This window comes from Mesorhizobium sp. P2_E9, from assembly GCF_056403815.1.
On the sequence record NZ_JBFUET010000012.1, the window covers coordinates 138,811 to 163,963 of the forward strand.

The following is a 25,153-nucleotide window of genomic DNA, read 5'->3' on the forward strand; positions in this document are numbered from 1 at the left end:
CCCGACCGAATGATGCAACGCGCTACTCAACGTCGGGAGCGCCCTTTGGTTCGGTTACGCTGCAGCGAGAGTGCGGATCGAGCGCTGGCAGGCCGCAACGTGTCCGCTATGGCCTGATAACGACTTTGATGCAGCCGTCCTTCTTGTCGCGGAAAGTTTTGTAGGCTTCGGGGCCGTCTTCCAACCCGATGCGATGGGTAATAAGAAACGAGGGATCGATCTCGCCGCTCTCTATGAGCTTCATCAAAGGCTCTAGGTAGCGTTGAACATGCGTTTGTCCTGTCTTCATGGTCAGCCCCTTTCCGACGAACATTCCCATCGGCACCGTCACGCTGCCGACAAAAACGCCGGGGAGCGACACGGTGCCGCCGGGTCGGCATGCCATCAGCGCTTGCTGCAGTGCGTAGGGCCGCTCCATCGCCGTCAGGTCGGTCTGCAATGTTTCCAAAACACCTCCAGGACCGTGGCTTTCCATGCCGACGGCTTCGATGACCGAATCTGGCCCTTTGCCGTCTGTCATATCGAGGATTTTCTTCTGCAGATCCTTGTGGTCATATCTGACCGTTTCAGCGCCGGACAGTTGCGCAAGAGCAAGACGCTCGGGCACGATATCGAGAGCGATGACACGTCCGGCGCCGAGAAGAAACGCCGACTTTATCGCGAACTGGCCGACCGGTCCGCAGCCGAAGACAGCCACCGTATCGCCCCGTTGGATGTTGCAGTTCTCCGCGGCCTGGTATCCAGTCGGGAAGATGTCGGAGAGAAACAGAACCTGCTCGTCTGACAGACCATCGGGCACCCTGATCGGGCCAACGTCAGCATAAGGGACGCGCAGGAATTCGGCCTGACCGCCCGAGAAGCCGCCATAGGTATGGGAATAGCCGAACAGTCCAGCGGTCGGGTAACCCGTCTGTTTGGCTTCCTCAGCACCCGCTGGATTGGATTTCTCGCAAAGCGAGAACAGTTGCCATTTGCACATGCGGCATTCCCCGCAAGCGATGGTGAAGGGCACGACGACGCGCTCGCCTATCCGAAACTTGGAGTGACCCTTGCCAACCTCGACGACCTCGCCCATCGTCTCGTGGCCCAGGATGTCATGGACATGCATCTCGGGAACGAATCCGCCCATCAGGTGCAGGTCGGACCCGCAAATTGCGCAAGCCGTAACCTTGATAATGATGTCGCGGTCGGCCTGTATGATCGGATCGTCGACCCGTTCGCACCTTATGTCGCCTTTGCCGTGCCAAGTCAGCGCTTTCATCCGTCAGTCTCCACCAGTTGCTGGTGGGGCTAACCAGCCGGCTGGCGAAACGTTCCTAAAGCGTCGCGATTTGCCCGAAGCACAGGTCCATTGGATCCTGGCTCCACGCCTGCTCCGACGTTCATATGATCCCAAGGCCGGCATTGACCCGCTCTGCGAACAGGTCACTGGAAGACAGCGTATGAGTATTTGGGACTAGGGTTGTGGCTCCGGAACGCTCGCCCCGTCGAAGCGATGCTCGGCTTCGACGGCGAAATTCAGCGAGACCTGCAAGACGCGGCTGCCGCCGTCATTTCGCACCGCGATCGTCAGCCTGTGATGATCGCCATCAGGCAGGCTTTCCCTGATCATGTCGACAAGGGCGCGGATGGCCTCTTCCTTGACCTTGTCGAACGCAACGCAGTCCGTTCCGTGATCGTCGCAGTAAAGGGTACCGTTGTCATCGACGTCGAAATAATAGAGAGCCATTCTCCGGAATTTGCGTCGTCAGGATTGGTTCCGCGTCAGGTAAGCATTCGGACCTCTATGTCGCGAACGAGCCGCTTGTCCTCGGCTTCCGACTCTCCATAGCTGCCGGCAGCGAAAATCCATCAGGTCCTTGCGGGGATGACCTCGCCGCGCCACGGCTGAATGAGTCCGCGCCTCTTGAGCATTTGCAGTGTTACCGTCCCGACCGCGCGCCTGACCCGGTCGGGAGAGCTCGCCGGCTTCCCAGAAAAACACGATGTCGCGCCAAGAGCTGCCGAGCTGTTTTCGAACGCCTTCCCGCAGGGCATGCGACGCGGCGCCCTCGACCAGGATTGAGGCGCGCGCTGCGTCCGGCAAAGGCCGCCAACGCAATCTCCCGCTATGGAACGAACGATGGCGGGTCCCGTTTGTATCGCGCGAGGACGATGATGCTTGAATCCCTCTTCTTACAGCTAGAACAACACGACGTCGTTTCGCCGGCGGAAAGAGCGTCGCTGGCCGAAGCGATTTCACAGGGACGAGATTTCGCGACCGGCCAGGACCTCGTCTCCGTCGGCTCACGCCCGACCCACAGCACGCTGCTGATCGAGGGACTGGCGGCTCGCTACAAAGTGCTTGAAGATGGCGGCCGGCAGTTCACCTCGCTGCAGGTGCCGGGCGACTTTGTAGATCTGCACGCTTTCCTCCTGAAGACCATGGACCATGGTATCGTCGCGCTGTCGCCGTGCCGCGTTGCCTTCGCCAATCATGTCGGGCTTCGCAAGATCACCGAAACGTCGCCTCACCTTACCCGTCTTCTCTGGCTCGATACCCTCATCGACGGCGCCATCCACCGGGAGTGGATCGTCGCCATGGGGCGAAGATCGAAAACATCCCACCTCGCCCATCTCGTTTGCGAGCTCTTTGTGCGATTGCAGGTTGTCAAGCGAACGAGCGGCTTGAGCTTTCATCTGCCTCTGACGCAGGTCGAGGTTGCAGATGTTCTGGGACTGTCTGTCGTCCACATGAACCGGATCATTCGCGAATTACGCGAAACGAGTCTCTTCAGCTGGGCTGGTCACACGGTGACGATCCTCGATTGGGAGCGACTGCAAGACGTTGCAGAGTTCGATCCGACCTATCTGTGCCTGTCGCCTGAGCCCAGGTAATTTCGACTGCACTGAGAATGCCCATCATTTGAAAAAACGCGGAACTGCCTCACAGGCGGGACGTTGCAGCCATTCGCACGGGGGCGCTTGGCCGCTGAAGGCTGGAAATCCCGCAGGCGGATATTGAAACCGACATTGAAAGGACGAAGCCATGGGCTTTTTTTCAAAAGACATCAAAACCCTCGACGATCTCTTCGTGCATACGCTCCAGGATATCTACTACGCTGAGCAGCAGATCGAAAAGTCGCTACCCAAGATGGCGGGTAAGGCCACTGATCCCAACCTCAAGGCTGGGTTTGAAGAGCATCTTGAACAAACCAGAGGCCATATTGCGCGGCTTGAACAAGTGTTCGAATTGCATGGAGAGGCGGTGAAAGGCGTCGACTGTCCGGCAATCGACGGCATCCTTGAAGAGGCCGACGACGTCAGCGCCGACGTTGACGACAAGACTGTCCTGGACGCCGCCTTGATCGCCTCCGCGCAGGCGGTGGAACATTACGAGATGACCCGCTACGGCACGCTCATCGCATGGGCGAAAGAGCTGGGGCACGAGGATACCGCCAGCATATTGGCTGAGACACTCGAGGAAGAGCGCGCGACTGACGAGAAGCTGACCCAGATGGCAGAAAGTGGCGTCAATCGCCAGGCCGCCGAGTAGGACAATGCAGGGGCCGCTTTTTTGCGGCCCCTGCCGTCCTTGGCGTGGTTCTCTGGATCACCCAACAAACATGAATTTTGCAGATCGTCCGGAACGAGCAGCGACCAGGCAAGTTGTCAGCCCGCTATGATGATTGATGCACACCTTCATACTTCCGGCCAGGAAACGACAACTGACGTGCTCCGCTCTCTGGACGAGGCGGGCGTCGACGTCGCGTTCCTGCTTGCTCCGTTTCTGACGCCGCCCTTCTCACTCAACGACAGGGCGTCGCTACGCGCGGGAAACCGCTATTTGTCGGGTCTGGTGAAGCACCACCAAGACCGCCTGGTAGGCTTTGCAGTCGTCAATCCGCTTCATGCGGAAGCCGCCGACGATCTTGAGGAGGCGGCCGCATTGCCCGGCATCCGAGCGCTGAAAATGGTGCCGACCGGATGGTTTCCCTACGATGATTGCGCGCATCGCGTTTACGCCACCGCGGCCAAGCTTAACCTGCCGATCTTGTTTCACAGCGGGATCTTCATCGACGGCCGGTCGGGGCGTTTCTGCCGTCCATCGTTCTATGAGGCGGTACGCGATCATCCCGGCTTGCGCGTCACGCTGGCCCATTTGGGCTGGCCGTGGTGCGATGAAGCGAACGCTGTCGGCGTCATCGATCGTATCAACGGCGTCGAACCGGCCGAAAGCCAGTTCCGGTTCGACCTCTCCTTCGGGCCACCGCCAATCTATCGGGAAGAGACTTTTCGCAAGGCGATCGATGTCATCGGATCGCGTTCCCTGCAGTTCGGCAGCGATCGGTTCCTGCCGTGCAGCGGCGCGCACATTCGCGCGGCAATCGACGAGGTCGTCGCCATCCTCGACAAACTTGGCGTCGCTGCCGCCGAGCGGGAGGCGATCATGTGGCGAACGGCTTCGGAGTGGCTCAGACTCGATTTGGCAAAGGAATTTGGTTGATGGCGAGCACGCCGCGAGCGCTTCCGGGAGGCCATACCGACGAGCGTATTCATGTCTTGCAGGTGTTAGGCAATGCCATCGTCGGCGGCATGGAAAACTATGTGCGCAATCTTGCCGCAAACCTTCCCCCGAACGAGTTCAAGGTTTCGATGCTCTGCCCTTTCGAAAGTGCTTATACGCACAAACTGCGTGCCGACGGGCGCGAGGTTTATATTGCGCCTTTGCGCGACGATCCTCCGTGGCGGACCATAGAACTGATATGCACGGTCGTGCGAGAGGCAAGGGTCGATCTACTCCACGCCCACTTGATGAACGCACACACGGCTGCGGCCATCGCCGGCCGGCTGAGCGGGACACCCACGGTAGCCACGCTCCATGGCATGAGTCTCCAACCACAAGAAATCAGCGTCGCGCGCAACACGGGGACCCATACTATCGTCGTTTGCCGCGAAGCTTGGTCACAGGCACTTGCCGTCGGGTTGGCGCCCGAACTGGTGAGCCTTGTGCCGAATGGTGTCGATGTTTCTCTGTACCATCCCCTGTCGGCGGATCCGGCGGAGTTCCGCCAGGCAATCCAGGTCGGCCCCACCGACATACTGATCGGCTTCGTCGGGCGCCTTGCTTGGGAAAAAGGTCCCGATAAATTCCTGAAGGCCGCCGAGTACATCCTGCAAAGGCGTCCAGATGTGCATTTCGCCATGGTAGGAACTGGGGCCATGGAGACGGAGCTTGCCACGGCGATCCAATCTGCTGGGCTTGAAGCTCGCATCCACATGGCCGGACTCGCGCCTGAGCCCTACAGGGTTTATCCGGCCCTGGATCTGCTGCTTCATACGTCCCGTGCCGATGCGATGCCCCTCACGATACTCGAAGCTATGGCGTCGGGAATTCCCGTAATCGCGATCGGCGTTGGTGGCGTACCTGAAATAATCGCAACGGGCGAGACCGGCGTTCTCGTCGGAACCGCTGAATGGCCGGGTATCGTCTCGGAATATCCTGGCGATTGGGAGGGCGTGGCTCAAGCGGCGCTCTCCCTTCTGGCGCAGCCTGACCGGCTGGAAGCGATGGCGGCGGCCAGCGTTGGGCGTGCGCAGGCCAACTTTGATATTCGTCAATCGGCTGCTTCCACCGGCCAGATCTTTCGCCAGATGCTGCGAAACCGCCAGGACAAGGCGCGCTTGCACTCAGTCCCCTGAGCTCTTTGACCCGGGCCTCGCGATCCAGGCCAGCCGATGGTGGGCAGAGGTCGCCATAAGGCTGTGGAACGAGCAACCGGAATGACATTCCACACAGGTGATCACCCCAACAGCGCTCCCACCCGATGAAAACGATGCGTGCCTCAGGATTCGTCGACTTGCTCAGGACTTCACTGCCCGGACGCCCGTGATGACAGGGTACAGCGGGTCAACGATGTCAAGAGATGAACGATCAACTTCCTCCAACGCCAGCCCCTGCAGAAAAGCTGTCGCAGCAAGGACATTCCCGAATTGCTCGACCTGCACGCTGGACCCGAACCTTTCCTCGAACAGGCGTCTCGCGGCGCTTTGTGTCATCGCCCAAAACCATTTTTCCGGTCCGTCGCAGGCGTCGATCGAAGTGATGCCGGGAACAGTGGCGAGTACAACTCCACCCGGCACCAAGGCATGGTGGATCGTCGCAATGGCACTGCGTATTTCGTAAATCATGTGCAGGGTTTGGGTGACGATGATACAGTCGAAGCTGTGAGCCTCGATTGATTTTTCGTTCTGAAGATCGACTTGAATGGTGGCGTTCGGGTTGCAGCTTTCCGGCGCGTCGACGATCTCAGAGGTCGTGACATTTTCGCCGCCGAAACGCTGCGTATAGAAAGCGTCGCCAATCTCCGCGACACGTCCTTTAACATCAAGGGCATGGCCGGCCAGGAAGCTCTCGATGTAGTACCTATCGAGAGGCGTGCCACGATCGCCGCCAAATGCCCGGCTGAGAGGCTCGACCCGACCAAGGTCCCCGAATTTCACAGTCCCTGGCATCGGGATCGGACGGTTGCGACAGATCATCGTCACGTTCCTTTGTCAGCTGCCGTGCGGCGCCGTTGGCGCCACCGCAATAGAGGCGTTTTGTCGGACGGTTGTGCATACGTGATGCGTTGAGATCGCCAACATCGAGGGAACTGTGAGTTGCAGAAAATGTTCCCAGTCAATGGAGTTCATCGAGCAGATCCCTGCGCATGCAGACGCCGGCGTCTGCCCGGAAACCAAGCTTCCGCCTTCCAAAAAAGTTGGCTGTGGAATGCTACGCCGCCGCACGCCGCTCGTAGGTCGCTACTCAACTGTCTGTCTGGCAGCCTCCGCATCGGCTACGTCAATCGTGAACAGCAGGTCACCTTGTTGGTTGAAAACCCGAACCAGCCAGCCGGACAGATCGTCTGTGCCGGGTTGAAGATCCACCAGCAGATCGACTGCACAGCGAACTGCTTCGGACCGGGCAGCCTCAAGGCTGGGCATCGTGGAATTCGGGATCCGCCTCGTGGTCTCGCCGTCGCGATACTCGAACACATACACCGCGCCATCTTGGTTCCCCACCGAAGCGACGGCGACGTCATCGAAATTGCCATTGCTCTTCGCGTCATAATCGTTGACCGCGTGGGGGAAAGTAGCCGTCTGAACAAGGATCGCCTTGGCGCGAATGAGAGACGCCTCGTCAGTGTCCACTTCATCGAGTGCGCCCATATCCACCGTTACGCACTCACCGCCTTCGCCGCAAAACCTGACGCGGCGGATCGGTTTGCCATCATATGCCGTGGTGCCCAAGACTTCAGTACGAATGATTTGCATGGCAATCTCCCGGTTGTGTCTGACAATGTCGCGAGATGGCTTAGGTTCCTGCAGACTGGAGCTGCCAGACGAAACCGTCGGCACCCGGCCGTTCACGGATGATGATCAGGTCTGTTAGGCCAAGAGCTCCAATCCAGATCGGAGCCATCGCGCAACTCGATATCGTCGGCACGGGCAAATTCGAACCGTGGACTGGGAACAAGTCGACAGTTCCGACCGCCAGTGAAGGCTGCGCCTAGTGAAGCGTTGGGGACACCAGGTGGCGTCGCGCCATCTTATCGACGAGTCCCCGGCGGATATCATCCCAGCTTTCGACTATTTCGCCTTCACTGATCCCAGCAACCTCTGAGTCAAAGAAAAGGCGCGTCGCGAGATCAAGGATCGAGACTTCGTCATCAGCCAGATGGCCGCTGAGAACATCATTTCTTTCCAGCCACAGGTGCAGGAACTGGACGGCGCGCTCACTCATTCGGGCATGCCAGGGTCGAAGTGGAAAACCGCGTCCACCAACGTCTGATAGAGGCTGGAGACTTCCTCATCGATTTCGTCGCGCTTGATCCCGAGGGCCTTGGCATCAGCGAAAAGCTTGTGTGTGAGTTCGCTCACGGCAACTGCATCGACCGTTGCTGTTTCTGGAATGTTGTTGGCGATCCAGCGATCGAGGAAGTTGATGCCGCGTGTGCTCATAAATGCATAAGCTTGCGCGGTTTATTAGGTTCCGCTGATGACCTTACCTAGCGTCAGAACGATGCCTGAACCATCTGAGAACGAAGCGGGAAGGTGTTTCTGACCGAATTCCCTCGCTAACCCATCTACTTAACTCGCCTAATAAACATTTTGTTTAAATCATAACACTACCGGGATATCACCGCGATAATTTGGCGGCGTTCATTTTGACGGTCACGATAATTCCTTCGTTAGACCAGTCCGTGACGATGGAGCCGCCAAGTTGGGTGGTCACGCTTAGGTTGAGGAGCCTGCTTCCGTATCCCTCGCCGCCTGCCGAAGCCACGGCGGGACCACCACGCTCGGTCCACACCATACAAACCTCTCCGTCCGCCGAAGAACCCGAGACGTCCAACGTCCCCGAACTCACCGACAAGGCCCCATATTTGAGCGAGTTGGTTGCGAGTTCATGGATAACGAGCGCGAGCGTCATGGCGGACTGTTCGCCTATGCCCATTCGTGGAACGGCAACACGTATCCGGCCACTAAAGGCTCCTGCATCTTCGTAGGGGGCCAGCAATATGGCAAGGAGGTCGCCGAGCAGCGCAGCCCGCCCCTGGTTTCCGGCGAGCGGCCGAACGACGTCGTGCGCCCTCCCTAATGCGGTCAGCCGTTGTGTGAGCTCCTTCGCCATCTCCGTGACCGATGTCGCAGAGCGAGATGTGAGGTTGGTCAACCCAGTAGCAATCGCGAGAAGGTTCTTGACCCGGTGGCTCATCTCGCCTGCCAGGAGTTCATGCCCCTCCTCCGCCTGTTTGCGACCGGTCACGTCGAGGAAGACGCCCGACATCTGTCCTCTGTGCAGCCCCTCGTCATTGCCAAGGCCACGAGCGGAAATCCAACGGATTTCATCCCCCAGGATGATGCGGAAGTCGATTTCGTAGGCGCCTACAAGCGCCCGTGTCGCGGTAAATGCAGCCCGCACCCTGTCCAGGTCCGCCGGGTGGATTCTGGACGACAGATCCTCGAAGGTTACCGTCTCGGTCTGGGGCAATCCCCACAGCTTGAAGCCCTGTTCATCCATGGAAAATGCGTCGGTTTCCACTCTCCATGACCACAGGGCTACACCGGCGGCATGAAGCGCGCGCTTGAGATTATCGGCTTGGCCAAGGGGATGGTTTGCATCGCGAAAAGGCATGACGGCTTTCATCCGGGAGGTTTTCAGCAAGCATGTAAAGCCTGCTGCCAGTGCCCATGGAAGAGTTGTACGTGCGTAACCGTGACGGGACAACCGCCTTGATCCTCAGCTATAGCGTCAAGCTCCGCTCGATCGCTATTTTGAGGTCCTGCTCGGTGAACGGCTTGCCCAGACGCTCGAATTTCCCCTTGTACTCTTCCGGCATTTGCGCGTAGCCCGTCGCAATCAGCACCTTGATGTTTGGCCAGCGCGTCGTGGCCGTCGCGGCCAAGGCGCCACCAGTCATCTGGGGCATCGAGTAGTCGGTGATGAGCAGATCAACGTCTTCCCTGTCAAGGATGGCCAGCGCTGCCTCGCCCGACGTTGCTTCGAATACTCGATGTCCGAGATCCTCCGCCATTGTCACGGTATTGAGGAGCACCAGCGCATCGTCATCCACCACAAGGATGCGCTTGCCCTCGATCACGGCAGACACCGGTATAGCGGCGGGTTCTTCGGGCGAACTTACGTCGCCCGCTGCCACCGGTAACCACAACTCGGCACGAGTTCCTTCGCCGGGCTCGCTGGCTAACACGAACCGCCCGCCGGATTGTTCGGCAAGTCCATGGACCATTGACAGACCCAGGCCGGTCCCTTTTCCAACGCCTTTGGTTGTAAAGAACGGCTCTGCTGCGCGAGACAACGTGGTTTCGTTCATCCCTTCGCCGGTATCGGTTACCGAAAGCACCACGTAACTTCCAGCCCGGCGTGCATCTTCGCCTTGCGAAATGACCTGCTGATCGGCAGCGATCACAAGTGTGCCGCCGTTTGGCATCGCGTCACGCGCATTGACGGCGAGGTTCAAAAGGGCGAACTCAAGTTGTGCCCGGTCGGTATGGACCAGCGGCAAGGACGGGGGAAAGCGTGTCGTGAGGTCAACTGGCGGTCCGACGGTGCGCTCCAGGATGTCGGCCATCCCTCGCACGGTGTCGATGACGTCCACGGATTGCATCGCCAGTTCCTGCTTGCGGGCAAAAGCAAGCATGCGTTGCGTGAGGGCGGCGCCGCGCCGCGCCGCCTGGATGGCGTTGTCAATAAACGGGGAGACTTGGGGATGGGGCTCCATGCGTCGAGCCGCAATCTCGAGGCTTCCCAGAACGGCCATCAGAAGGTTGTTGAAGTCGTGAGCGATTCCCCCTGTCAGTTGCCCAATAGCCTCCAGCTTCTGGGACTGGAACAGTGCCTCGCGGGCCTGATCCAGCTGCCTCTGGGTTTCCCGACGATCCGTGATATCCCGGATGACCTTGGCAAATCCGATGAGGTCACCGCCGTCATCGTATAGGGCGTCAATCACCACGTGGGCAAAGAATAAAGAGCCGTCCTTGCGCAGGCGCCATCCTTCCAGCTCCACACTCCCCTTGCCGCGCGCAATATCGAGGTTCTTCCCGGGTTCGCCACGATCGCGGTCCTCCGGAGCGTAAAATCGTGAGAAATGCTGCCCGATAACTTCCTCTTCTCGATAACCCTTTATGCGCTCGGCACCGGAATTCCAGCTTACGACATTGCCGTGGGGGTCGAGCATGAACAGGGCCCGTCACGCCTTTGACGAGCAGGCGAAACTGCTCCTGACTCCTACGCAACGCTTCTTCCTGGGCGCGCCGCTCCGTCAGGTCGCGGGTGACTTTGGCAAATCCCAGTAACTTTCCTTCAGGGCTGAGAATGCGGTCAATGACCACGCTGGCCCAGAAGCTTGTACCGTCCTTGCGGTAGCGCCAGCCCTCTTCCTCGAAATGCCCATCTTTGGCAGCCCGCTCAAGGTTGCGTCGCGGAACGCCGCCGGCGCGGTCCTCATCCGAATAGAACTTCGCGAAATTTTGCCCAATGATCTCGTCGGCTTTGTAGCCTTTGAAGCGCTCGGCGCCCTGGTTCCAGCTCACGACGTTGCCGTCCGGATCCATCAGGTAGATGGCATAGTCGCTGATGGACTCCACGAGGAGGCGATATCGGGCTTCCGAAGCGCCGAAAGCATGCTGATCGTCAACCAGAGTCATCCCAATCCCCTGCACGTTTGGAGCGACAAAGACTCCGAACGGACGCGTCGAGGGTTGGTTCCGAGTAAATGCTGCAACTACAAAGGATTATGCATTGCTCCCAATTTCCGCTGCGAACGACAGGACAACCGCGCGGAATCCGGAAACCAGCAATCGTCGTGTAGGTTGAAAGCGGCTAACCGGCGTGTCGGCTTAGTCGGCCGAGGCGTCGTCAACGCCGAGATCCGTCGATCTCAATCGCCGGCCTCATCGTTTTCAGGGTCCGTCACCGCTTGACCGCGCCTCAGCAACTCGCGCACAGCCTCAGAGAAGCTTGGCACGCGTCTCTGAAAGCGCCAGGCATTGATGATGGCGATTTCCCTCGCGTTGAGCATCACCTGCAATCGGTACGTTCGCTTAGCGGCCAACATCAGTTCTTTGTCGGTTCTCACAGCCCGACAGTTTGCCACGCAAGAGTCGCGATCGACAAGAGCTGGTCGTCAATTGCAAACTATGGCCGTGCTTGTTTCGAGCAGTTCCAAACCCTCATATGCATATTTAGAACACTCGAATGGTGTTGTGCATGCCGGACCTGGACCCACCGCTCGGTGGAAGACACGATAAGCCTGACCCGCGATCTTTTGCGGCGATCGCGCTTTGCCCATGCCAATCGTTTGCTCAACCGGTCCCGCGACATTCTCTTGGAACCGCCGCAGCCAACCGATACCAAAGACCCGACAATGGAAGGCCACACGCGATGAATGACAACCGCACCAAGGAAGACCGTCTCATTGCGATAAGCTTGGCCCCGCACGCCGCTTTGGAAGGCCTGGGGACGCCGGCCGAATTGCTGTCCGCACTCCGCGCCGGGCTGGCTCCTGCCATCATACCCGAGCAAGCCTTGACGTTGCCCAATGAGATAGGGTCTATGTGAGCTCGTAGTAGAAATCACAGATCAGGTCCGCGACTTTCACCGCTTCAAAATCAGTCATATGCGCGGTGGTTTCGAGGGCGACTGTCTCGATATCCTCCTGGTCGACGGCGAGCAGGTCGAGTAGCTTGGCAAACTTGAACTTGAGCTCGCGGTCACCGTCAAATTCCTCGATGGTGACGTGCAAGATGTTTACATGGGCATCGATCAATCGGGTCTGGATGGCGTCGGTAGAGGCTGCCAGCGCCCGGATTGCCGCGAAAAAGTGCTCGCGTGCATTTACATATTTCTCGGCCATTTTTTTCCTTTGGTTGGACACGTGCGTATCGAACGTATTCGGAAGCGGGTCTGCCTTGGCGCAGCCCTGCTCTTCAACTTGATTGTGTAGGGGTTGCTGAAGCTGCCGTTACCGGTCAGCTTTAGGAGCGCGTTTGCCGCCCGGCGTCTATTTCTTCGTGATATTGCCGTGGTTGAGGTCGAAAGCTTGAGTGTCCCCGGCTTGCCTGTGAAAATCGTCTTGAAGTTCACCCCATTCGCCAAGATATCCACCGCAGATGCTGCAGTGGATCGGGGCGCTCTCCGTGGCGTCGTCGGGAATATCCATTAGGATCGTCCCGCACACCTTGCAATCGAGCTTGTGGTCGAGCTGCTTGGCGATCATTGAGGATTGATCCTTCCGAGTGTCCGTATAACCGCCTTAACGCCATCCGTCCAGCAACTTGATGGGCGTGGCGATCCCCGTGCGCGATGCTTTCATCTCCATCGGCACATATTTTTTATCTTCCTCGTCCACATAGCCATCGCGAGTGAGGATGCTCATGTGCGATCCGTTTCTGACGTACCCCTCAGGCTGCAGTGTTCATAATGGAGCGCTGGGATGCATTGGGAAACAGGGGGGACACGTCGCGCAACTCGTGCGGTGAAATTCCTAATCTGTAGGTCACAGGGTTCGATTCCTGTCGAGGATCACCACTTAGTCAATGTAGATACAGCTCATGTCGGCTGGTGAAGGCGGCGGCGGAGGCGCAAGGCATTACGCAATAGGAAGCCGAGCAGTAGTTTCTCAAAACGACGCGCCCCGATCACGCTCATCAAGCGCTTCGCAACGACTGAAGAAGTGGCAAACCTGATGGTCTATGTCTGCTCGGAACAGGCGTCGGCAACGACAGGTGCCTCCCTGCGTGTTGACGGCGGCGTCGTTCGGACAATCGAATAAGCATCTCGGCACGCGTGAGCGGCTCCGCGAAGGAGCAAAAGCAAATTGGTTCCTCGCGACGTAGATGGCGATTCAAAGGGTAGACGGCAGTTCAATTCAGATGTGCGATGCGTCCGCACTCATTGCCTTGCGGCGAGGTCAACCTTTCCGTTCCTGCTTGGCTCTGGCAAAGCCCCGATCCGTCGCGATAAATCGCTCAAGCATGGGCACAATCAGGCGAAGAGGATCAGTGGATGGCTGACCCGCCTCGCGGCCAAGGATCTCGGCATATCTGGACAGATCACGGTGCAGCGGCGCCGGCAGTTCCACTGTGACCTTAACCGGCTTGTCGTCTGCAATCGGACCGAGTTTCAGCTTGGCCATTGTCAGCCTCCGTAGGGTTCGAGGACGAGATCGCGCGTGACGACGACACGCACATTGACGCCCGGCCGTATCGTCAATGTCGGTGCGATGTTGAGTTGGCGCTGGACAATCTGCTGGCCCACCTGGCTGAGGCTGTCGGAGGCGCCGCCGCGCAAGGCGCGCACGATGTCACTTTCCTGGCTGGACGAGCCGGCCTCCGCGCCGACGCTGAGAATGGTGGTGAGTGCGGCCGCCTTGAACAGCTCGGCCCAATGGTAGTCGACGCCGTCCTCAAGGCCGGCATAGCCTTTGGCGTCAGTGCCAGGCTGGCGTTCAAGCACAATGGAACGTCCGTTGGGAAAGACCAGCCTGTTCCAGACAAGCAGCACGCGCCGCTGGCCGAAGCCGACGCCGTTGTCGTATTGGCCAATGACACGCGTGCCTTGCGGGATCAGCAGCGAACGACCCGTCGGACTGTCATAGACATTTTCGGTGACCTGCGCGGTGATCTGACCGGGCAGATCGGAACGGATACCGGTGATGAGGGCCGCCGGGATGACGGCCCCTGCCTGGAGCACATAGGGCGACACCGGTGGCGTGACTCGATCCGGTGCCACGGTGCGCCGATCAGCGGCCGCATTCAAAAAGCCGAGTTGACGGTCTTGCGTGGTGGACTGGCCGATCTGACCGGCAAGGTCGGGGCCGCCAAGGTTCGGCGGGGAAGGTCCTCCGGGTGGGGTTTGGGCCATCGCCGCGGTTGACTGCCCAGTCTGGAAGAAGACAAGCGAGGTTCGGGCCGCCTCCTCTTCGGCCCGCCGGCGTTGTTCCGCCTCATCGACCACGGGTGTCGCAATCGTTGGCGGCACGACGGGCTGTCCCTTGTTTTGGGCATCAAGCATCGGCCGGCCAAGATCGCCAGGCAGCGGCGGTCCAAGAACAGGGCCGGTATAGTCGCGCGGCAGGCTGGCCAGTCCGTCGGCGGGCTGCCGGTTGGAGGTCGAGTAGAGCTCGTCGCCATGCCTGCCGGTTTCACGCGTCTGAAGCGCGTAGATCAGCGCGCCGCCGACGCCAAGCGATGCACATAGGCCGATGCCGGCGAGCACCTTGCGGGACAGGCGCGTGACGCGCGGCGGATCGGCGCGAAGCTGTATGGGGGCAGCCGGGATTTCGTTCTCGTTCATGGGTACTCCCCTCCCCTTTGACGAAATGCGTTCCTTGCATTCGGCGCCGCATTGGCGCCTGACATCCACAGACCTCTCTTCGTGGAATCGGCGCGCACGATCCTGACGGTCTGTTGCCGCTTGCCACTGCCAAGCCGCAATTCCGCCGCGCCAAAGAGACGGTCGACGATCAGGATGTTCTGGTAGACGCGGCTGTTGGCGATCTCGGCCTCGCCGTCCGGGCCGATGACGAAGATGGGCGGCATCTCGCCTTGCACGATCCCGCCTGGAAACTCGACCTTGATACGTCTGACATTGGTCTGGGCGAGCACGAGCTTGTTGAAAGGAATGTCGCGCGAGGGCGACAGGGTGATCTTCTGAACGGCGTTGGCCATCGAGGTTTCTCCACGACGGGCCGCTGAGAGCCTCTCTCTCGGCCTTGAACCCGTCACGAAATCCCTCCAACCCTCTCCCTCTCCTGCCACCACGATCCGGCACGCCGTTGTTCGACAGCCGAGCCGGCACGGCGCGCACGCTTTGGAAAGGTTTGTGGCCGTGAACTCGCGGCTTAGCGCTTGATACCTATGCCGAACGGCAGGGCCGCCGCGTGCAATTCCAATTCGGAACCCTGCGAATCAGCGCATTCCGGTCTGTAGTCGACGGGACTGCGCTTGCGCTGGTGCGGTCAACGAAGGTTATGCTGCCTTTCTATCGTTGCCTGCGCCCAAGTCGATCGATGCTCCGACCTTGTCCGGCAGGTGGCCAAGAAGCCACTCCGCCGCCTTGCTGGCCTGGCTGGCGGCACGAACGATGGCCCGATTGTCCTCCCGCAGAACCTCTAGCCATGAGCCGATATAGTCCGCATGCCGAACCGTGGGCACGATGCCCAAGGCCGCGCAGCAGAAGGCCGCGTTGATCTCTGCCACGAGTTCCTCGAACGCATATTTCCTGGAGGCGATAGAACCAGAGAATTTGCGATCCAGCCGTGAACTGTGACCGGTGGCATGTCCGAGCTCATGCAAGGCTGTCCGATGCCAATTGATCGGCTCAAAGTAAGCTTGGGGCGGAGGCACCTGGATATAATCGTGGGCAGGCACATAGAACGCCCTGTCGCCTCCAATACGGAAGTCGATACCGGTAGCCTTGATCAGCGCCTCGACGCGCGGTTCGATCAGGCTTGCCACCGGCGGCGGAGCCGAAGCTGCGACTTCGTCAGGTAGCCCTTCACATTGCTCGATGTTAAAAACGGTGAAGCGCTTGAGGAACGGGATGGCTTGAGCATCCTCGCCCGTCTCGCGAGCGCGCTTTTTCTCGTGATCCGGGACAAAACGATCGGCATAAACGACCGGTGTCCCGTGCTCGCCTTTGCAGACGTTCCCGCCGAGCGCGAAAGCCTGTCGATAGGTTATCCAACTCTGTGTTGCGAACCCGCGTTCGACGACGGCGCCCCAGAGGATAAGCACGTTGATCCCGCTGTACGCACGTTGCGTGCTGGCATTCTGCGGCAGGGAAAGCGACGCTTTTGCCGCGGACGTCCCCCATGGCTGAAGCCAAGGAAAGCGGCCCGCTTCCAGCTCGGCAATTATCTTGCCGGTGATCTCGTCGTAGAGGTTCGACCGGTCGGCGACGGCATGGGTTCGATTGGTCCGGACAGACATTGCGGTTCTCCGCGACAGGCGCCGAAGGCCTCTCCTTCCGCTTTAAACCCGTCACGAAAAACCCGCCCCTCCTCTTACTCTCCGTCGGGAGAGCCCCTGCTCTCCCGACCAATGTGAAAAAGGGCGTACAAGGCGGAAGCACCGAAATGTCCGTCAGCGGGACCAAGTCAGTTCGGTGCTGGAGCAGGTTCGTGGCCCTGAGACCGGTTCAACAGGGCGGCCGAAGGAGCATCAGCATAGCGCCGCCGTGAGGCGGGATGCGGGACCGACCGCCCCCGGCGAAGGGCGCCGTACGAATCCCGTTCAACGGCAGGGGCGTGGGATCAGCCACCATCATTTGTGGTGGCCAGGCCTTCTTCGACCCATCGAGATACTTTTCGGCAAGACACGCCCCGGTGCTGTGCATCGCAAGGCCCCCCGAGCCAAAGGAGGTATCGGAAAGGCCAAATAGGCACAATCACTCAGAGGCGCAGAGAACTCGGGACTGGCAGTTGGGTGATTGGGGAAAGACGGTCAGCACATTTTGGCGACTTATCGTCCATCCCATTTGTACGCCGCGGCCTCCCTTTCAGCGAAAAAGCAAACGAGACGGCTGCCGCGCGTGCCGATTTTCGCTAGGTGGACCGCACAACTCGCCACCACCCGGACATCGATATGCGGATATTGTTACGACGACGGCTCAGGACCCCAATGTTGGGTGGCCTTCGATGAATGATGCCATCTCCTATCCGCCGCGAGGCCTTTCACGTGATGAAGCTGCACGATATGTCGGCGTCGGATCTACCCTCTTCGACGAGATGGTTGCCGACGGACGAATGCCGAGACCTAAGCAGGTCAACAGTCGCGCGGTCTGGGACCGCGTAGCACTTGACATCGCATTCACCTCCCTGCCCGATACGGGCAGCGATCTCCAAAAACTGTTGGAGCGGAGCAGTCGGGCTGAACGCAAGAAGTAAGCGTATACGCACCTTGCGTATACGCTACAGGCGTAGTAACGTGAACGATGCGAAAGGCGGGACGTGAGCGAGAATGAGAAGCTTGCCCAAGATGTGAAAGCCTGGCGGGCCAATGAAGGATTGACCGCAGAGGTTGCGGCCAAGGCATTGGGAATACCGAAGCGCACCTTTGAAGGTATTGAGCAAGGCAGAGGTTTCCCCTATCCCTTGCTCTTGCGTTTTGCCATGAAAAGCTTTGCTTTCCGGCTAGTACAGGGAAAACCTTCGAGCGAGGATTAGTTGCGGCAGGAATGCCGGAGGAGAGATCAGATGGCAAGACCATTCAAGGACCCCCGCTACCCCGGCATCTCCTCGCGTACCAAAAACGGCAGACTGTTTTATCGCTATCGGGCAAAAGGCCAGCCCGAAATTCAGCTTCCCGGCAAGCCAGGTGATCCGGAATTCGAAGCCGAATATGAAAAGGCAACGCAAGGCCAAGGCCTGAAGGCAATTATTATTGACCTGCCCGGCCGTGCGTTGCCCAAGACTTTTGGGCACGCCGCACGGCGACTTGAAACTACGATGGAATGGCTTGATTTCGATGAAGCCACGCGACGGAAGAACGCGCGCCTGATCGAACGCTTCCTGGAGATGAAGGTTGATCCTGATTATCCACTGAAGTGGCGCGATACCCCGGTGGAACACCTAGATGCCGACCGGTTGCGCTTGATTGTGGAGGCCATCTTCGCGACCAATCGGACTGTCGCAAAACACCTCCTGGTTGCGATAAAGAAGCTGCTGTGGGTAGCGATGCATGTCGAGAAATGGATCAAACCGCAGAACGACCCTTCACTCTCCATCCGTGTCCGCATACCCAAATCCACCGCCAATCCGGCTTGGCCAATTACGATCCGCGAGAAGTTCGAGGCGCGCCACCCGATCGGATCTGCCGCGCGTACCTGCTATGCACTCGGCTTCTGGCTCGGCAACCGGCGTGGGGATGTCGCGGCGCTCGATTGGGGGCATCTTGTCGTCGAGGAAGTCGAACTGTTTGACGGTTCGATCGAGGTGATCGAGGCCTTCGATTTCCGGCAAAAAAAGAACCGCAACCGCCATGGCGGCCGCGAGATGTTCATTCCAATCGTCGACAAGCTCGCCCAAGCATTGGCGCCGCTGGATCGGTCGAACGGCGGCGCGGTACTCAAGAATGGCTATGGGCTCCCGTTCGCGGAAAAGAGCCTTACCGGAATGATCGCGCACTGGAACAAGCAGGCCGGCATTCCCGAAGGATTCACCCTCCATGGACTACGGCGCACCTTCGGCACCTACCTTGCCGAATGCAACATTCAGGCGCGCGCCATCATGGAAGCAATGGGCCATTCTTCAATGACTGTGACCGACGAGTACGTACGCGAGGCGAACAAGAAGCGGATGGCTGTCGATATTGCCCGTGCGATCAATCAGCGAGAAGCAAAACGTGATGCCATGCGCCAAAAGACGCCTCTGCGCGTAATCAAATGAGCGAACGAACCAGACCGAATTGAAAGGCGGCTTTCTGGCCGCCTTTTTCATCGGGCCCATAACGGGCCCATAACGTTTTGGGCCGAGGCACTTTTTCCTTAATAAAATCAATGGTTATGGTGGGCCCGGAGGGACTCGAACCCCCAACCAAGCGGTTATGAGCCGCCGGCTCTAACCATTGAGCTACAGGCCCCACGCGGGCTGGATTAATGTTTTTCGCTTCGCGGCACAAGGCTTTCCCGACAGGCTTTCGCGGATCGCCCAAATCAACCCATAATCGCCCTCTACGCGACCTTTGCGACTGGATCGCAGACCAAGGAGATTTTCATGACCAAACATCTTTTGCCCATCGCGCTCGCCGCTGCAATCGCTTTTCCGGCGATGGCTGGAGCCGCCGATTCGCCGACGCCCGCCCGCATCATTGTTTCGGGTGAAGGTGAAGCGACAGTCCCTCCCGACCTGGCGTTGCTGTCGCTCAGCGTGATGCGCGAAGCCAAGACGGCGCGTGCGGCACTCGACGCCAACAACGACGCCATGGCCGCCGTGATCGCGGCGATGAAGGCAGCCGGCATCAAGGATCGTGACCTGCAGACCGCGGGCATCCAGATCAACCCGCGCTACAACTACACCAACAAGCCGGACGGCAGCCAGGAGGCCGAGCTTGTCGCCTACCAGGTGACCAACACGCTTGCGGTGCGGGTGCGCGACATCGACAAGACCGGCGAGATCCTCGACAAGGCCGTCTCGCTCGGTGTCAACCAGGGTGGTGGCATCTCCTTCACCAATGACAACCCGGCGGCAACCATCGACGCGGCCCGCAAGAAAGCGGTGGCCAGCGCAATCGCCAAGGCCAAGACGCTTGCGGAAGCCGCCGGCGTGAGCATTGGCCGGGTCCTGGAGATCTCCGACCAGAACATCGCCCCGCCGCCGATGGCGATCAACGCCAAGGCCTTCGACGCCGCCGCCGGCGCGGCAGTGCCGACGCAAGCCGGCGAGAACGCCTACAACGTTCAGGTCACCGTCACCTTCGAACTGAAATAGGCAGCCCAAATGATGCGTGGTTGGGCCTTGCCCGGCCACGCATAAACCCTTCGGCACATGCCGAGCAAGGAAAACCCCGCGGGATCGCTCCCGCGGGGGTTTTTTCGAGCCGCACCCGACCGCTCTGGACAGGGGCTCTGCTAGACCAGACCGACCTTCGCCGAAGGTCGTGTCTCCTGGCTAACCCTCTCGGAGGGTTATGCCGCGCTAACCCTCGGAAGGTTATGCCGCAAGCCTCAGCGATAGATAACCGGGCAACCGCGCTCGTTGGCGAACACGATGACGACGCGGTCGCCGTCCTGGCGGCCCATGACCTTGACCGTGCGGCGGCTGACGTCGACGATGCGGGCCCGGTAGAGACCCATGCGCTCGGCCTTGTCGAGGGCGCGATCCGGCGAGCAACCACGGCGCCAGCCATCACCACGTCCGTCGCGCCAGTCGTCGCGGCGTTCGTCGCGGCGGTGGCGATAGCCGTCATCACCGGCATAGACGCCGAAGCGCGGATCCTGGTTGTTGCCGAAGCCGAGATAGAGGCTGTCGGCGTGGGCGGGAATGGCCGCCAGCGTGCCGAGGCCGACCAGGGCCGAAAGGGCCGCCGTCTTGATCTTGTTGTACATGGTTCTCTCTCCTTGTTGCGGGCTTGCGCCCGTCCTCGTGAAACCGATGCAGGGAGAATGCACTGGCCTGCCTGAACTGTTTACGAACCCGTCGTTCATCTGCGGTTCATGTGGGCGGATGGGCAATGGTGTAACGCTGGCCTTACGGCTCGTCGTCCAGCATATAGTCAAAATAATCCTCAGGCTCGGCCAGCTCGGTCTCGCTCGCCTTGACCCGGCCGCGCATCGAGATGCCGGCCTCGTGCACGGTTTCGGCACTGCCCGACACCAGCCGGTGCCACCAATAGAGGTCGCGGCCCTCGGCCACCAGCCGGTAGGCGCAGGTGCTGGGCAGCCAGCTGATCGTGCGCACATTCTGCGGCGTCAGCCCGACGCAGTCGGGGACACGCGCCAGCCGGTTGGCGTAGTCGGAGCAGCGGCAGGTTTGTGCGTCGAACAACCGGCAGCCGACGCTGGTCCAGTAGATCTCGCCGGTATCCTCGTCCTCGAGTTTCGACAGGCAGCATTTACCGCAGCCGTCGCAAAGCGATTCCCATTCGGCCGGACTCATTGCTTCCAGCGTCTTTGTTTTCCAGAATGGCGTTTCCATCCTGGGGATGTGGCCCCGGCCGCCGCCGAGGTCAAGCGCGGCAGTGACTGAATGGGACCTTAGGCCGGCCGAATGACACGAAGTTGCCTTCAAAAGGCCGGCCATTCGCCCCGTACAGCATCTATCCCAACCAAACTGGAACCAATCGGGCTAAGAACGGTTTCGGCAAGGATGGGACCCCACAAGGAGAGTTTTCGATGAAACGCCAACCACGGATTCTGGCAGGCACCGCACTTGGCCTGTTGATGGCGTCCGCGCCGTTGGGCGCGTACCCGCTGCAAGGCAATGCCGCATTCGGCCCGGCCCAGCGCACGTCAGCCCCGTTCACTTTGACGCAAGCCGCTTGCGCCGAGGGCGAATCGGCCGAAGCCTGCGCGCAGAAGCAAGGGAAGAAAAAGCAGGAGCAGCCCGCCCAGGCGGAGCAGCCGGCGCAAAGTGAGCAGCAGCCGCGCAAAAAGCGTGACCAGCAGCAGCAGACCGAACAGGCGCCTGCCGAGCAACCTGCGCAAGGCGAGCAGAAGCCACGCAAGAAGCGTGATCAGCAACAGCAGACCGAACAAGCCCCCGCCGACCAGCAGGCGCAGCCGGAACAGCAACCGCGCAAGAAGCATAACCAGCAGCAGCAAACCGAGCAGGCGCCCGCCGGCGAGGCCGCTCCGGTAACCGACGAACAGCAGCCGCGCAAGAAGAAGCGCGATCAGCAGCAACAGATCGAGCAGGCACCGGCCGGCGAGGCCGCTCCCGCGACCGACCAGCAGCAGCCGCGCAAGAAGAAGCGCGACCAGCAGCTGCAGACCGAGCAGGCACCGGCCGGCGAGGCGGCTCCCGCAGCCGACCAGCAGCAGCCGCGCAAGAAGAAGCGCGACCAGCAGCTGCAGACGGAAACCCCCACCGAGCAGGCTCCCGCTGGTGAGACACAGCCCGCCAACGACAACCAACCAGTCAAGCCGGGCAAGAAACACAAGCAGGACCAGCAGAAGGAGGCGCCTGCTGCCCCGGCGGTGACGCCGGAAGCCGCCCCCACGCCGAAGGAAGCTCCGGCCGGCGAAGCAACGACGCCGAAGGTTGAACCGGCGCCTGCCGGCGAACAGCCGGCTGTCCAGGGCGAGCAGCCCCAAGACAAGACAAAGAAGCACGGCAAGAAGCCGACGGGTGAACAGCCTGCAAACGGTGAGCAACCGGCTACGGGCGAGCAACCTGCCAATGGCGAACAGCCGCTGACGGGCAAGCAGCCGGCGACAGGTGAACAACCGGCCAATGGCAAAGCGGCGCCTGTCCAGGGTGAAAACCCGGTACAGGGTGAAGCACCGGCCGACAAGAACGCTGCCCCCCTCCTCGACAGCCAGAAGGATGCCGAACGCAAGGCTGGTGGCCGCAAGCACGGCGACAAGAACGGCCAGCAGAACGGCGATCAGCAGAATGGTGGCCAGAATGCCGGGCAAGGTGGCGATCAAGCGCAGAAGCCCGTGGTCGCTCCTGTCGACCAGGGTCCGCCTCCAACCGACGACAAGGCAGCCCAGCAGGAGATCAAGCCCGAAAAGATCGTTCCGGTGACGGAGGAAAAGGGCAAGCGCCTCGACCGTGCGCCTGACGAGAACATCCGTGACCGCCGTCGCCCCAAGGGTGTCGACGTCCTCAAGGAGATCGGCGACCGCGTCATCATTCAGCTCGGCGGCCAGACGATCGTCCAGAGCGATGAAGGCTCGCGCATGCATCGCGGTGCCAAGGACGTTTATTACGAGGACCTCCCGCAAGGCCGTCGACGTGAGACGGTCCAGCGCGACAATGGCGTCCAGATCGTCACCATCCGCAACCGTTACGGCGATGTCATCCAGCGTTCGCGCATCACGCCTGACGGGCGCGAATATGTGCTGAGCTATGTCGACGAGCGGGACTATCAGGATGAAGGCGACTGGCGCGATCCCGGCGACGACCTGCCGCCGATGCGGCTCAACATTCCGCGCCGGCAGTACATCCTCGATTCCGAGGACGTCGAAAGCGATGACGACTACTACACCTTCCTCGACCAGCCGCCGGTGGAGAGGGTTCAGCGTCTCTATTCGATCGACGAGGTCAAGCGTTCGGCCCGCGTGCGCGACATCGCACGCCGCGTCGACCTCGACACGCTGAACTTCGAATTCGGCTCCTCCTCGATCTCCGACACCGAGGTGCAGAAGCTTGAGGGCGTCGCCAGCGCCATGGAGAAGCTGCTGAAGAAGAACCCGGCCGAGACCTTCCTGATCGAGGGCCACACCGACGCGGTCGGCACGCCGGAAGCGAACCTTGCTTTGTCGGACCGCCGCGCCGAAGCGGTTGCCGAAGCACTGACCAATGCCTTCGGCATCCCGCCGGAGAACCTGACCACGCAGGGCTATGGCGAGGAGTATCTGAAGGTCAACACCTCGGCGCCCAACCGCGAGAACCGGCGTGTCGCCATCCGCCGCATCACCTCGCTGGTGGCGCCTGTCGCCAGCAACAATTGACTTGGCTTTCCAGAGGCTTGAAGTGGCTTCTGGAATCAAGTCGGCAAGCAAGTCCCATCCCGGTCAACCGGGGTGGGACGGAGTGCGGACCACATGCGCTCGGTCAACAAGATTTGTACGGGCATCAGAGCCGGCTCATTGAATCACGGGCTCGTACACCCCAGATTCTGGTCTGGGCGTTCCCTGCCCCATCCCGACTCCAGCGGGATGCATTGAGCCCCGCCGGCCCCCTCCGGCGGGGTTTTTGCTATCTTGCCAAAAGCGTCGGCGTGGCCGAAATACGGCCTGACCATCGATCAGGAAGCGTCTCGAACTCGCCATCGCATCGATCATCTGCTTCGCGCTGGCTGCTGCTCGTCTTCTATCTCGGGCTGGGCGTGGCGCTGGCCATCTATGCGCTGTCCTTCGGCAAGAAGGGCGAGGAGTAAGCAGCTTGCCTTGTCCGCGTCACTATACAGGGAGGTGAGAAGCGGTCCGCGCAGCGGACGAAAAGCCAATTGCTTGGCTTTTCGAGCGACGAACGCCGGCAGGCAGATGAGGGGCAGCGCCGGTGCGGCATCAGTAGATATTCTTGATCTTGCTGTCCGTTCGCGCAAACACCTCGTCCGGCACAAAAAAGTCACCGGCCAGCGGCCCGGTCGCGCTTGGTGAATAGACCGAAAAATCGCTGACGCCCTCGGCGCGCAGCACTTCCTCGTCGATGTAGAAATTGCCTGTTGTTTCGCGCGACGGCCGCATGAAGATGGCATGCGCGGCATCGGCCATGATGTCGGGCGAGCGGCTCATAGCCACCACCGTGGCACCGCCCAGAAGATTGCGCACCGCCGCCGTGTCGATGGTCGAGATCGGCCACAGCGAATTGACCGCGATGCCGTCCTTGGCGAACTCCGCGCTCATGCCCAGCGTGCACATCGACATGCCGAACTTGGCCATGGTGTAGGCGACATGGTTCTTGAACCATTTGGCCTTCATGTCGAGCGGCGGCGCCAGATTCAGGATGTGAGGATTTTGCGCCAACTTCAGGTGCGGAATGCACATTTTGGAGACCAGGAAGGTGCCGCGCGTGTTGATCTGGTGCATCAGATCGTAGCGCTTCATGTCCGTCTCCAGCGTGCCGGTGAGCTGGATGGCGCTGGCATTGTTGACGCAAATATCGATGCCGCCGAATTTCTCGACAGTTTTCGCGACTGCCTCGGCGACCTGCGCCTCCTCGCGGATGTCGCACAGCATCGGCAGCGCCTTGCCGCCCGCCTGCTCGATCTCTTCAGCGGCGGTGTAGATCGTGCCCGGCAGCTTCGGATGCGGCTCGGCGGTCTTGGCGGCGATCGTCACATTGGCACCGTCGCGCGCGGCCCGCAGCGCAATCGCCAGCCCGATGCCACGCGACCCGCCGGAGATGAACAGCGTCTTTCCCTTGAGCGACATTTCCTTGCGCCTCCCTTGCAGCATGGCAGGCGCGAACCTTTGCGCGGCAGGCGACTGTAGCGC

General features: G+C 60.3%; 25 protein-coding genes, 1 tRNA gene and 4 pseudogenes. 11 read left to right on the plus strand and 19 right to left on the minus strand.

All coding sequences use genetic code 11. The features are described from left to right. Nucleotides 1-106 precede the first annotated feature (106 nt). Together AC1D05_RS22280 and AC1D05_RS22285 are read right to left on the minus strand one after the other, a co-directional pair. The gene (locus AC1D05_RS22280) at nucleotides 107-1,261 is read right to left on the minus strand and encodes a zinc-dependent alcohol dehydrogenase (RefSeq protein WP_477443915.1); all 1,155 of its coding nucleotides are present in this window, start codon (nucleotides 1,259-1,261) and stop codon (nucleotides 107-109) included. A gap of 195 nt (nucleotides 1,262-1,456) precedes the next feature. After that, nucleotides 1,457-1,729, minus strand: a complete 273-nt coding sequence (locus tag AC1D05_RS22285; protein WP_477443916.1) for a DUF6894 family protein — start codon at nucleotides 1,727-1,729, stop codon at nucleotides 1,457-1,459. A gap of 428 nt (nucleotides 1,730-2,157) precedes the next feature. Between AC1D05_RS22285 and AC1D05_RS22290 the strand changes: the two genes are divergently transcribed. The 4 genes from AC1D05_RS22290 to AC1D05_RS22305 all read left to right on the plus strand — a co-directional run bounded on the left by AC1D05_RS22290 (nucleotide 2,158) and on the right by AC1D05_RS22305 (nucleotide 5,682). Continuing rightward, nucleotides 2,158-2,877, plus strand: a complete 720-nt coding sequence (locus AC1D05_RS22290; RefSeq protein ID WP_477444020.1) for a Crp/Fnr family transcriptional regulator — start codon at nucleotides 2,158-2,160, stop codon at nucleotides 2,875-2,877. A gap of 151 nt (nucleotides 2,878-3,028) precedes the next feature. Continuing rightward, a complete protein-coding gene (locus tag AC1D05_RS22295) occupies nucleotides 3,029-3,535 on the plus strand; it encodes a YciE/YciF ferroxidase family protein (protein ID WP_477443917.1) in 507 nt (168 codons plus the stop codon). A 126-nt stretch (nucleotides 3,536-3,661) separates the two neighbouring features. Next, nucleotides 3,662-4,486, plus strand: a complete 825-nt coding sequence (locus tag AC1D05_RS22300) for an amidohydrolase family protein (protein WP_477443918.1) — start codon at nucleotides 3,662-3,664, stop codon at nucleotides 4,484-4,486. Further along, a complete protein-coding gene (locus AC1D05_RS22305; RefSeq protein WP_477443919.1) occupies nucleotides 4,432-5,682 on the plus strand; it encodes a glycosyltransferase family 4 protein in 1,251 nt (416 codons plus the stop codon). The genes AC1D05_RS22300 and AC1D05_RS22305 overlap by 55 nt, the downstream gene beginning before the upstream one ends. Nucleotides 5,683-5,844: 162 nt before the next feature. Here AC1D05_RS22305 and AC1D05_RS22310 read toward each other — a convergent pair whose 3' ends face one another. The 9 genes and pseudogenes from AC1D05_RS22310 to AC1D05_RS22350 all read right to left on the minus strand — a co-directional run bounded on the left by AC1D05_RS22310 (nucleotide 5,845) and on the right by AC1D05_RS22350 (nucleotide 12,923). Beyond that, on the minus strand, nucleotides 5,845-6,522 hold the full coding sequence (locus tag AC1D05_RS22310; protein WP_477443920.1) for a methyltransferase domain-containing protein: 678 nt from the start codon (nucleotides 6,520-6,522) through the stop codon (nucleotides 5,845-5,847). Nucleotides 6,523-6,786: 264 nt separating this feature from the next. Then, the gene (locus AC1D05_RS22315; protein ID WP_477443921.1) at nucleotides 6,787-7,299 is read right to left on the minus strand and encodes a DUF6894 family protein; all 513 of its coding nucleotides are present in this window, start codon (nucleotides 7,297-7,299) and stop codon (nucleotides 6,787-6,789) included. Between the two features lie 235 nt (nucleotides 7,300-7,534). After that, the gene (locus AC1D05_RS22320; protein ID WP_477443922.1) at nucleotides 7,535-7,768 is read right to left on the minus strand and encodes a hypothetical protein; all 234 of its coding nucleotides are present in this window, start codon (nucleotides 7,766-7,768) and stop codon (nucleotides 7,535-7,537) included. Then, the gene (locus AC1D05_RS22325; RefSeq protein WP_477443923.1) at nucleotides 7,765-7,986 is read right to left on the minus strand and encodes a DUF768 domain-containing protein; all 222 of its coding nucleotides are present in this window, start codon (nucleotides 7,984-7,986) and stop codon (nucleotides 7,765-7,767) included. The genes AC1D05_RS22320 and AC1D05_RS22325 overlap by 4 nt, the downstream gene beginning before the upstream one ends. A gap of 178 nt (nucleotides 7,987-8,164) precedes the next feature. Beyond that, complete coding sequence (locus tag AC1D05_RS22330; RefSeq protein ID WP_477443924.1) at nucleotides 8,165-9,175, minus strand: sensor histidine kinase; 1,011 nt, start codon at nucleotides 9,173-9,175, stop codon at nucleotides 8,165-8,167. A gap of 97 nt (nucleotides 9,176-9,272) precedes the next feature. Then, nucleotides 9,273-11,193 (minus strand): annotated as a pseudogene (locus tag AC1D05_RS22335) (hybrid sensor histidine kinase/response regulator). A 905-nt stretch (nucleotides 11,194-12,098) separates the two neighbouring features. Beyond that, nucleotides 12,099-12,401, minus strand: coding sequence for a hypothetical protein (locus tag AC1D05_RS22340; RefSeq protein ID WP_477443925.1), 303 nt, complete (start codon nucleotides 12,399-12,401; stop codon nucleotides 12,099-12,101). Nucleotides 12,402-12,548: 147 nt separating this feature from the next. After that, entirely contained in the window at nucleotides 12,549-12,764 is a 216-nt protein-coding gene (locus AC1D05_RS22345; RefSeq protein WP_477443926.1) for a hypothetical protein, read from the minus strand. 36 nt (nucleotides 12,765-12,800) lie between these two features. After that, complete coding sequence (locus tag AC1D05_RS22350) at nucleotides 12,801-12,923, minus strand: hypothetical protein (RefSeq protein ID WP_477443927.1); 123 nt, start codon at nucleotides 12,921-12,923, stop codon at nucleotides 12,801-12,803. 255 nt (nucleotides 12,924-13,178) lie between these two features. Here AC1D05_RS22350 and AC1D05_RS22355 point away from each other — a divergent pair. Continuing rightward, nucleotides 13,179-13,319 (plus strand): annotated as a pseudogene (locus AC1D05_RS22355) (SDR family oxidoreductase); the annotation flags it as partial. Between the two features lie 138 nt (nucleotides 13,320-13,457). Here the strand turns inward: AC1D05_RS22355 and AC1D05_RS22360 are convergent. From AC1D05_RS22360 to AC1D05_RS22375, 4 genes and pseudogenes are all read right to left on the minus strand, one after another. Then, the gene (locus AC1D05_RS22360; RefSeq protein WP_477443928.1) at nucleotides 13,458-13,682 is read right to left on the minus strand and encodes a DUF2274 domain-containing protein; all 225 of its coding nucleotides are present in this window, start codon (nucleotides 13,680-13,682) and stop codon (nucleotides 13,458-13,460) included. A 2-nt stretch (nucleotides 13,683-13,684) separates the two neighbouring features. Continuing rightward, the gene (locus AC1D05_RS22365; RefSeq protein WP_477443929.1) at nucleotides 13,685-14,842 is read right to left on the minus strand and encodes a TraB/TrbI/VirB10 family type IV secretion system protein; all 1,158 of its coding nucleotides are present in this window, start codon (nucleotides 14,840-14,842) and stop codon (nucleotides 13,685-13,687) included. Further along, nucleotides 14,839-15,132, minus strand: a pseudogene (locus AC1D05_RS22370) (TrbG/VirB9 family P-type conjugative transfer protein); the annotation flags it as partial. The pseudogene AC1D05_RS22370 and the gene AC1D05_RS22365, both read right to left, overlap by 4 nt. A gap of 384 nt (nucleotides 15,133-15,516) precedes the next feature. Then, a complete protein-coding gene (locus AC1D05_RS22375; RefSeq protein WP_477443930.1) occupies nucleotides 15,517-16,479 on the minus strand; it encodes an ArdC family protein in 963 nt (320 codons plus the stop codon). A gap of 707 nt (nucleotides 16,480-17,186) precedes the next feature. On the opposite strand from AC1D05_RS22375, the gene AC1D05_RS22380 reads away from it, so the two are divergent. From AC1D05_RS22380 to AC1D05_RS22390, 3 genes are all read left to right on the plus strand, one after another. Then, nucleotides 17,187-17,435 carry a helix-turn-helix transcriptional regulator gene (locus AC1D05_RS22380; RefSeq protein ID WP_477443931.1) on the plus strand — a complete coding sequence of 83 codons (249 nt, stop codon included), beginning with the start codon at nucleotides 17,187-17,189 and terminating at the stop codon, nucleotides 17,433-17,435. A gap of 63 nt (nucleotides 17,436-17,498) precedes the next feature. Continuing rightward, entirely contained in the window at nucleotides 17,499-17,714 is a 216-nt protein-coding gene (locus AC1D05_RS22385) for a helix-turn-helix domain-containing protein (protein WP_477443932.1), read from the plus strand. A gap of 30 nt (nucleotides 17,715-17,744) precedes the next feature. Then, on the plus strand, nucleotides 17,745-18,935 hold the full coding sequence (locus AC1D05_RS22390; RefSeq protein WP_477443933.1) for a site-specific integrase: 1,191 nt from the start codon (nucleotides 17,745-17,747) through the stop codon (nucleotides 18,933-18,935). A 117-nt stretch (nucleotides 18,936-19,052) separates the two neighbouring features. On the opposite strand, the gene AC1D05_RS22395 is transcribed toward AC1D05_RS22390, so the two are convergent. Beyond that, nucleotides 19,053-19,128: transfer RNA gene (locus AC1D05_RS22395), tRNA-Ile, on the minus strand. A 134-nt stretch (nucleotides 19,129-19,262) separates the two neighbouring features. Here AC1D05_RS22395 and AC1D05_RS22400 point away from each other — a divergent pair. Continuing rightward, nucleotides 19,263-19,976 carry an SIMPL domain-containing protein gene (locus AC1D05_RS22400; protein WP_477443934.1) on the plus strand — a complete coding sequence of 238 codons (714 nt, stop codon included), beginning with the start codon at nucleotides 19,263-19,265 and terminating at the stop codon, nucleotides 19,974-19,976. A 236-nt stretch (nucleotides 19,977-20,212) separates the two neighbouring features. Here the strand turns inward: AC1D05_RS22400 and AC1D05_RS22405 are convergent, their stop codons facing one another. Continuing rightward, nucleotides 20,213-20,593 (minus strand): hypothetical protein, encoded by a 381-nt coding sequence (locus AC1D05_RS22405; RefSeq protein WP_477443935.1) that lies wholly within the window; start codon nucleotides 20,591-20,593, stop codon nucleotides 20,213-20,215. Nucleotides 20,594-20,735: 142 nt separating this feature from the next. Continuing rightward, nucleotides 20,736-21,182, minus strand: a complete 447-nt coding sequence (locus AC1D05_RS22410; protein WP_258582123.1) for a YcgN family cysteine cluster protein — start codon at nucleotides 21,180-21,182, stop codon at nucleotides 20,736-20,738. 197 nt (nucleotides 21,183-21,379) lie between these two features. Between AC1D05_RS22410 and AC1D05_RS22415 the strand changes: the two genes are divergently transcribed. Further along, nucleotides 21,380-23,665 (plus strand): OmpA family protein, encoded by a 2,286-nt coding sequence (locus AC1D05_RS22415; protein ID WP_477443936.1) that lies wholly within the window; start codon nucleotides 21,380-21,382, stop codon nucleotides 23,663-23,665. 295 nt (nucleotides 23,666-23,960) lie between these two features. After that, nucleotides 23,961-24,081, plus strand: a pseudogene (locus tag AC1D05_RS22420) (TIGR00645 family protein); the annotation flags it as partial. A gap of 142 nt (nucleotides 24,082-24,223) precedes the next feature. On the opposite strand, the gene AC1D05_RS22425 reads toward AC1D05_RS22420, so the two are convergent. Beyond that, entirely contained in the window at nucleotides 24,224-25,090 is an 867-nt protein-coding gene (locus AC1D05_RS22425; RefSeq protein ID WP_477443937.1) for an SDR family oxidoreductase, read from the minus strand. Between the last annotated feature and the right edge of the window lie 63 nt (nucleotides 25,091-25,153).

Coding starts and splice junctions, on each gene's coding strand:
- AC1D05_RS22310 (WP_477443920.1), bottom strand. CDS start 6,522: ATGATCTGTCGCAACCGTCCGATCCCGATGCCAGGGACTGTGAAATTC.
- AC1D05_RS22300 (WP_477443918.1), top strand. CDS start 3,662: ATGATGATTGATGCACACCTTCATACTTCCGGCCAGGAAACGACAACT.
- AC1D05_RS22350 (WP_477443927.1), bottom strand. CDS start 12,923: ATGAGCATCCTCACTCGCGATGGCTATGTGGACGAGGAAGATAAAAAA.
- AC1D05_RS22315 (WP_477443921.1), bottom strand. CDS start 7,299: ATGCAAATCATTCGTACTGAAGTCTTGGGCACCACGGCATATGATGGC.
- AC1D05_RS22280 (WP_477443915.1), bottom strand. CDS start 1,261: ATGAAAGCGCTGACTTGGCACGGCAAAGGCGACATAAGGTGCGAACGG.
- AC1D05_RS22360 (WP_477443928.1), bottom strand. CDS start 13,682: ATGGCCAAGCTGAAACTCGGTCCGATTGCAGACGACAAGCCGGTTAAG.
- AC1D05_RS22375 (WP_477443930.1), bottom strand. CDS start 16,479: ATGTCTGTCCGGACCAATCGAACCCATGCCGTCGCCGACCGGTCGAAC.
- AC1D05_RS22295 (WP_477443917.1), top strand. CDS start 3,029: ATGGGCTTTTTTTCAAAAGACATCAAAACCCTCGACGATCTCTTCGTG.
- AC1D05_RS22405 (WP_477443935.1), bottom strand. CDS start 20,593: ATGTACAACAAGATCAAGACGGCGGCCCTTTCGGCCCTGGTCGGCCTC.
- AC1D05_RS22330 (WP_477443924.1), bottom strand. CDS start 9,175: ATGAAAGCCGTCATGCCTTTTCGCGATGCAAACCATCCCCTTGGCCAA.
- AC1D05_RS22320 (WP_477443922.1), bottom strand. CDS start 7,768: ATGAGTGAGCGCGCCGTCCAGTTCCTGCACCTGTGGCTGGAAAGAAAT.
- AC1D05_RS22290 (WP_477444020.1), top strand. CDS start 2,158: ATGCTTGAATCCCTCTTCTTACAGCTAGAACAACACGACGTCGTTTCG.
- AC1D05_RS22285 (WP_477443916.1), bottom strand. CDS start 1,729: ATGGCTCTCTATTATTTCGACGTCGATGACAACGGTACCCTTTACTGC.
- AC1D05_RS22390 (WP_477443933.1), top strand. CDS start 17,745: ATGGCAAGACCATTCAAGGACCCCCGCTACCCCGGCATCTCCTCGCGT.
- AC1D05_RS22400 (WP_477443934.1), top strand. CDS start 19,263: ATGACCAAACATCTTTTGCCCATCGCGCTCGCCGCTGCAATCGCTTTT.
- AC1D05_RS22380 (WP_477443931.1), top strand. CDS start 17,187: ATGAATGATGCCATCTCCTATCCGCCGCGAGGCCTTTCACGTGATGAA.
- AC1D05_RS22365 (WP_477443929.1), bottom strand. CDS start 14,842: ATGAACGAGAACGAAATCCCGGCTGCCCCCATACAGCTTCGCGCCGAT.
- AC1D05_RS22410 (WP_258582123.1), bottom strand. CDS start 21,182: ATGGAAACGCCATTCTGGAAAACAAAGACGCTGGAAGCAATGAGTCCG.
- AC1D05_RS22325 (WP_477443923.1), bottom strand. CDS start 7,986: ATGAGCACACGCGGCATCAACTTCCTCGATCGCTGGATCGCCAACAAC.
- AC1D05_RS22345 (WP_477443926.1), bottom strand. CDS start 12,764: ATGATCGCCAAGCAGCTCGACCACAAGCTCGATTGCAAGGTGTGCGGG.
- AC1D05_RS22340 (WP_477443925.1), bottom strand. CDS start 12,401: ATGGCCGAGAAATATGTAAATGCACGCGAGCACTTTTTCGCGGCAATC.
- AC1D05_RS22415 (WP_477443936.1), top strand. CDS start 21,380: ATGAAACGCCAACCACGGATTCTGGCAGGCACCGCACTTGGCCTGTTG.
- AC1D05_RS22425 (WP_477443937.1), bottom strand. CDS start 25,090: ATGTCGCTCAAGGGAAAGACGCTGTTCATCTCCGGCGGGTCGCGTGGC.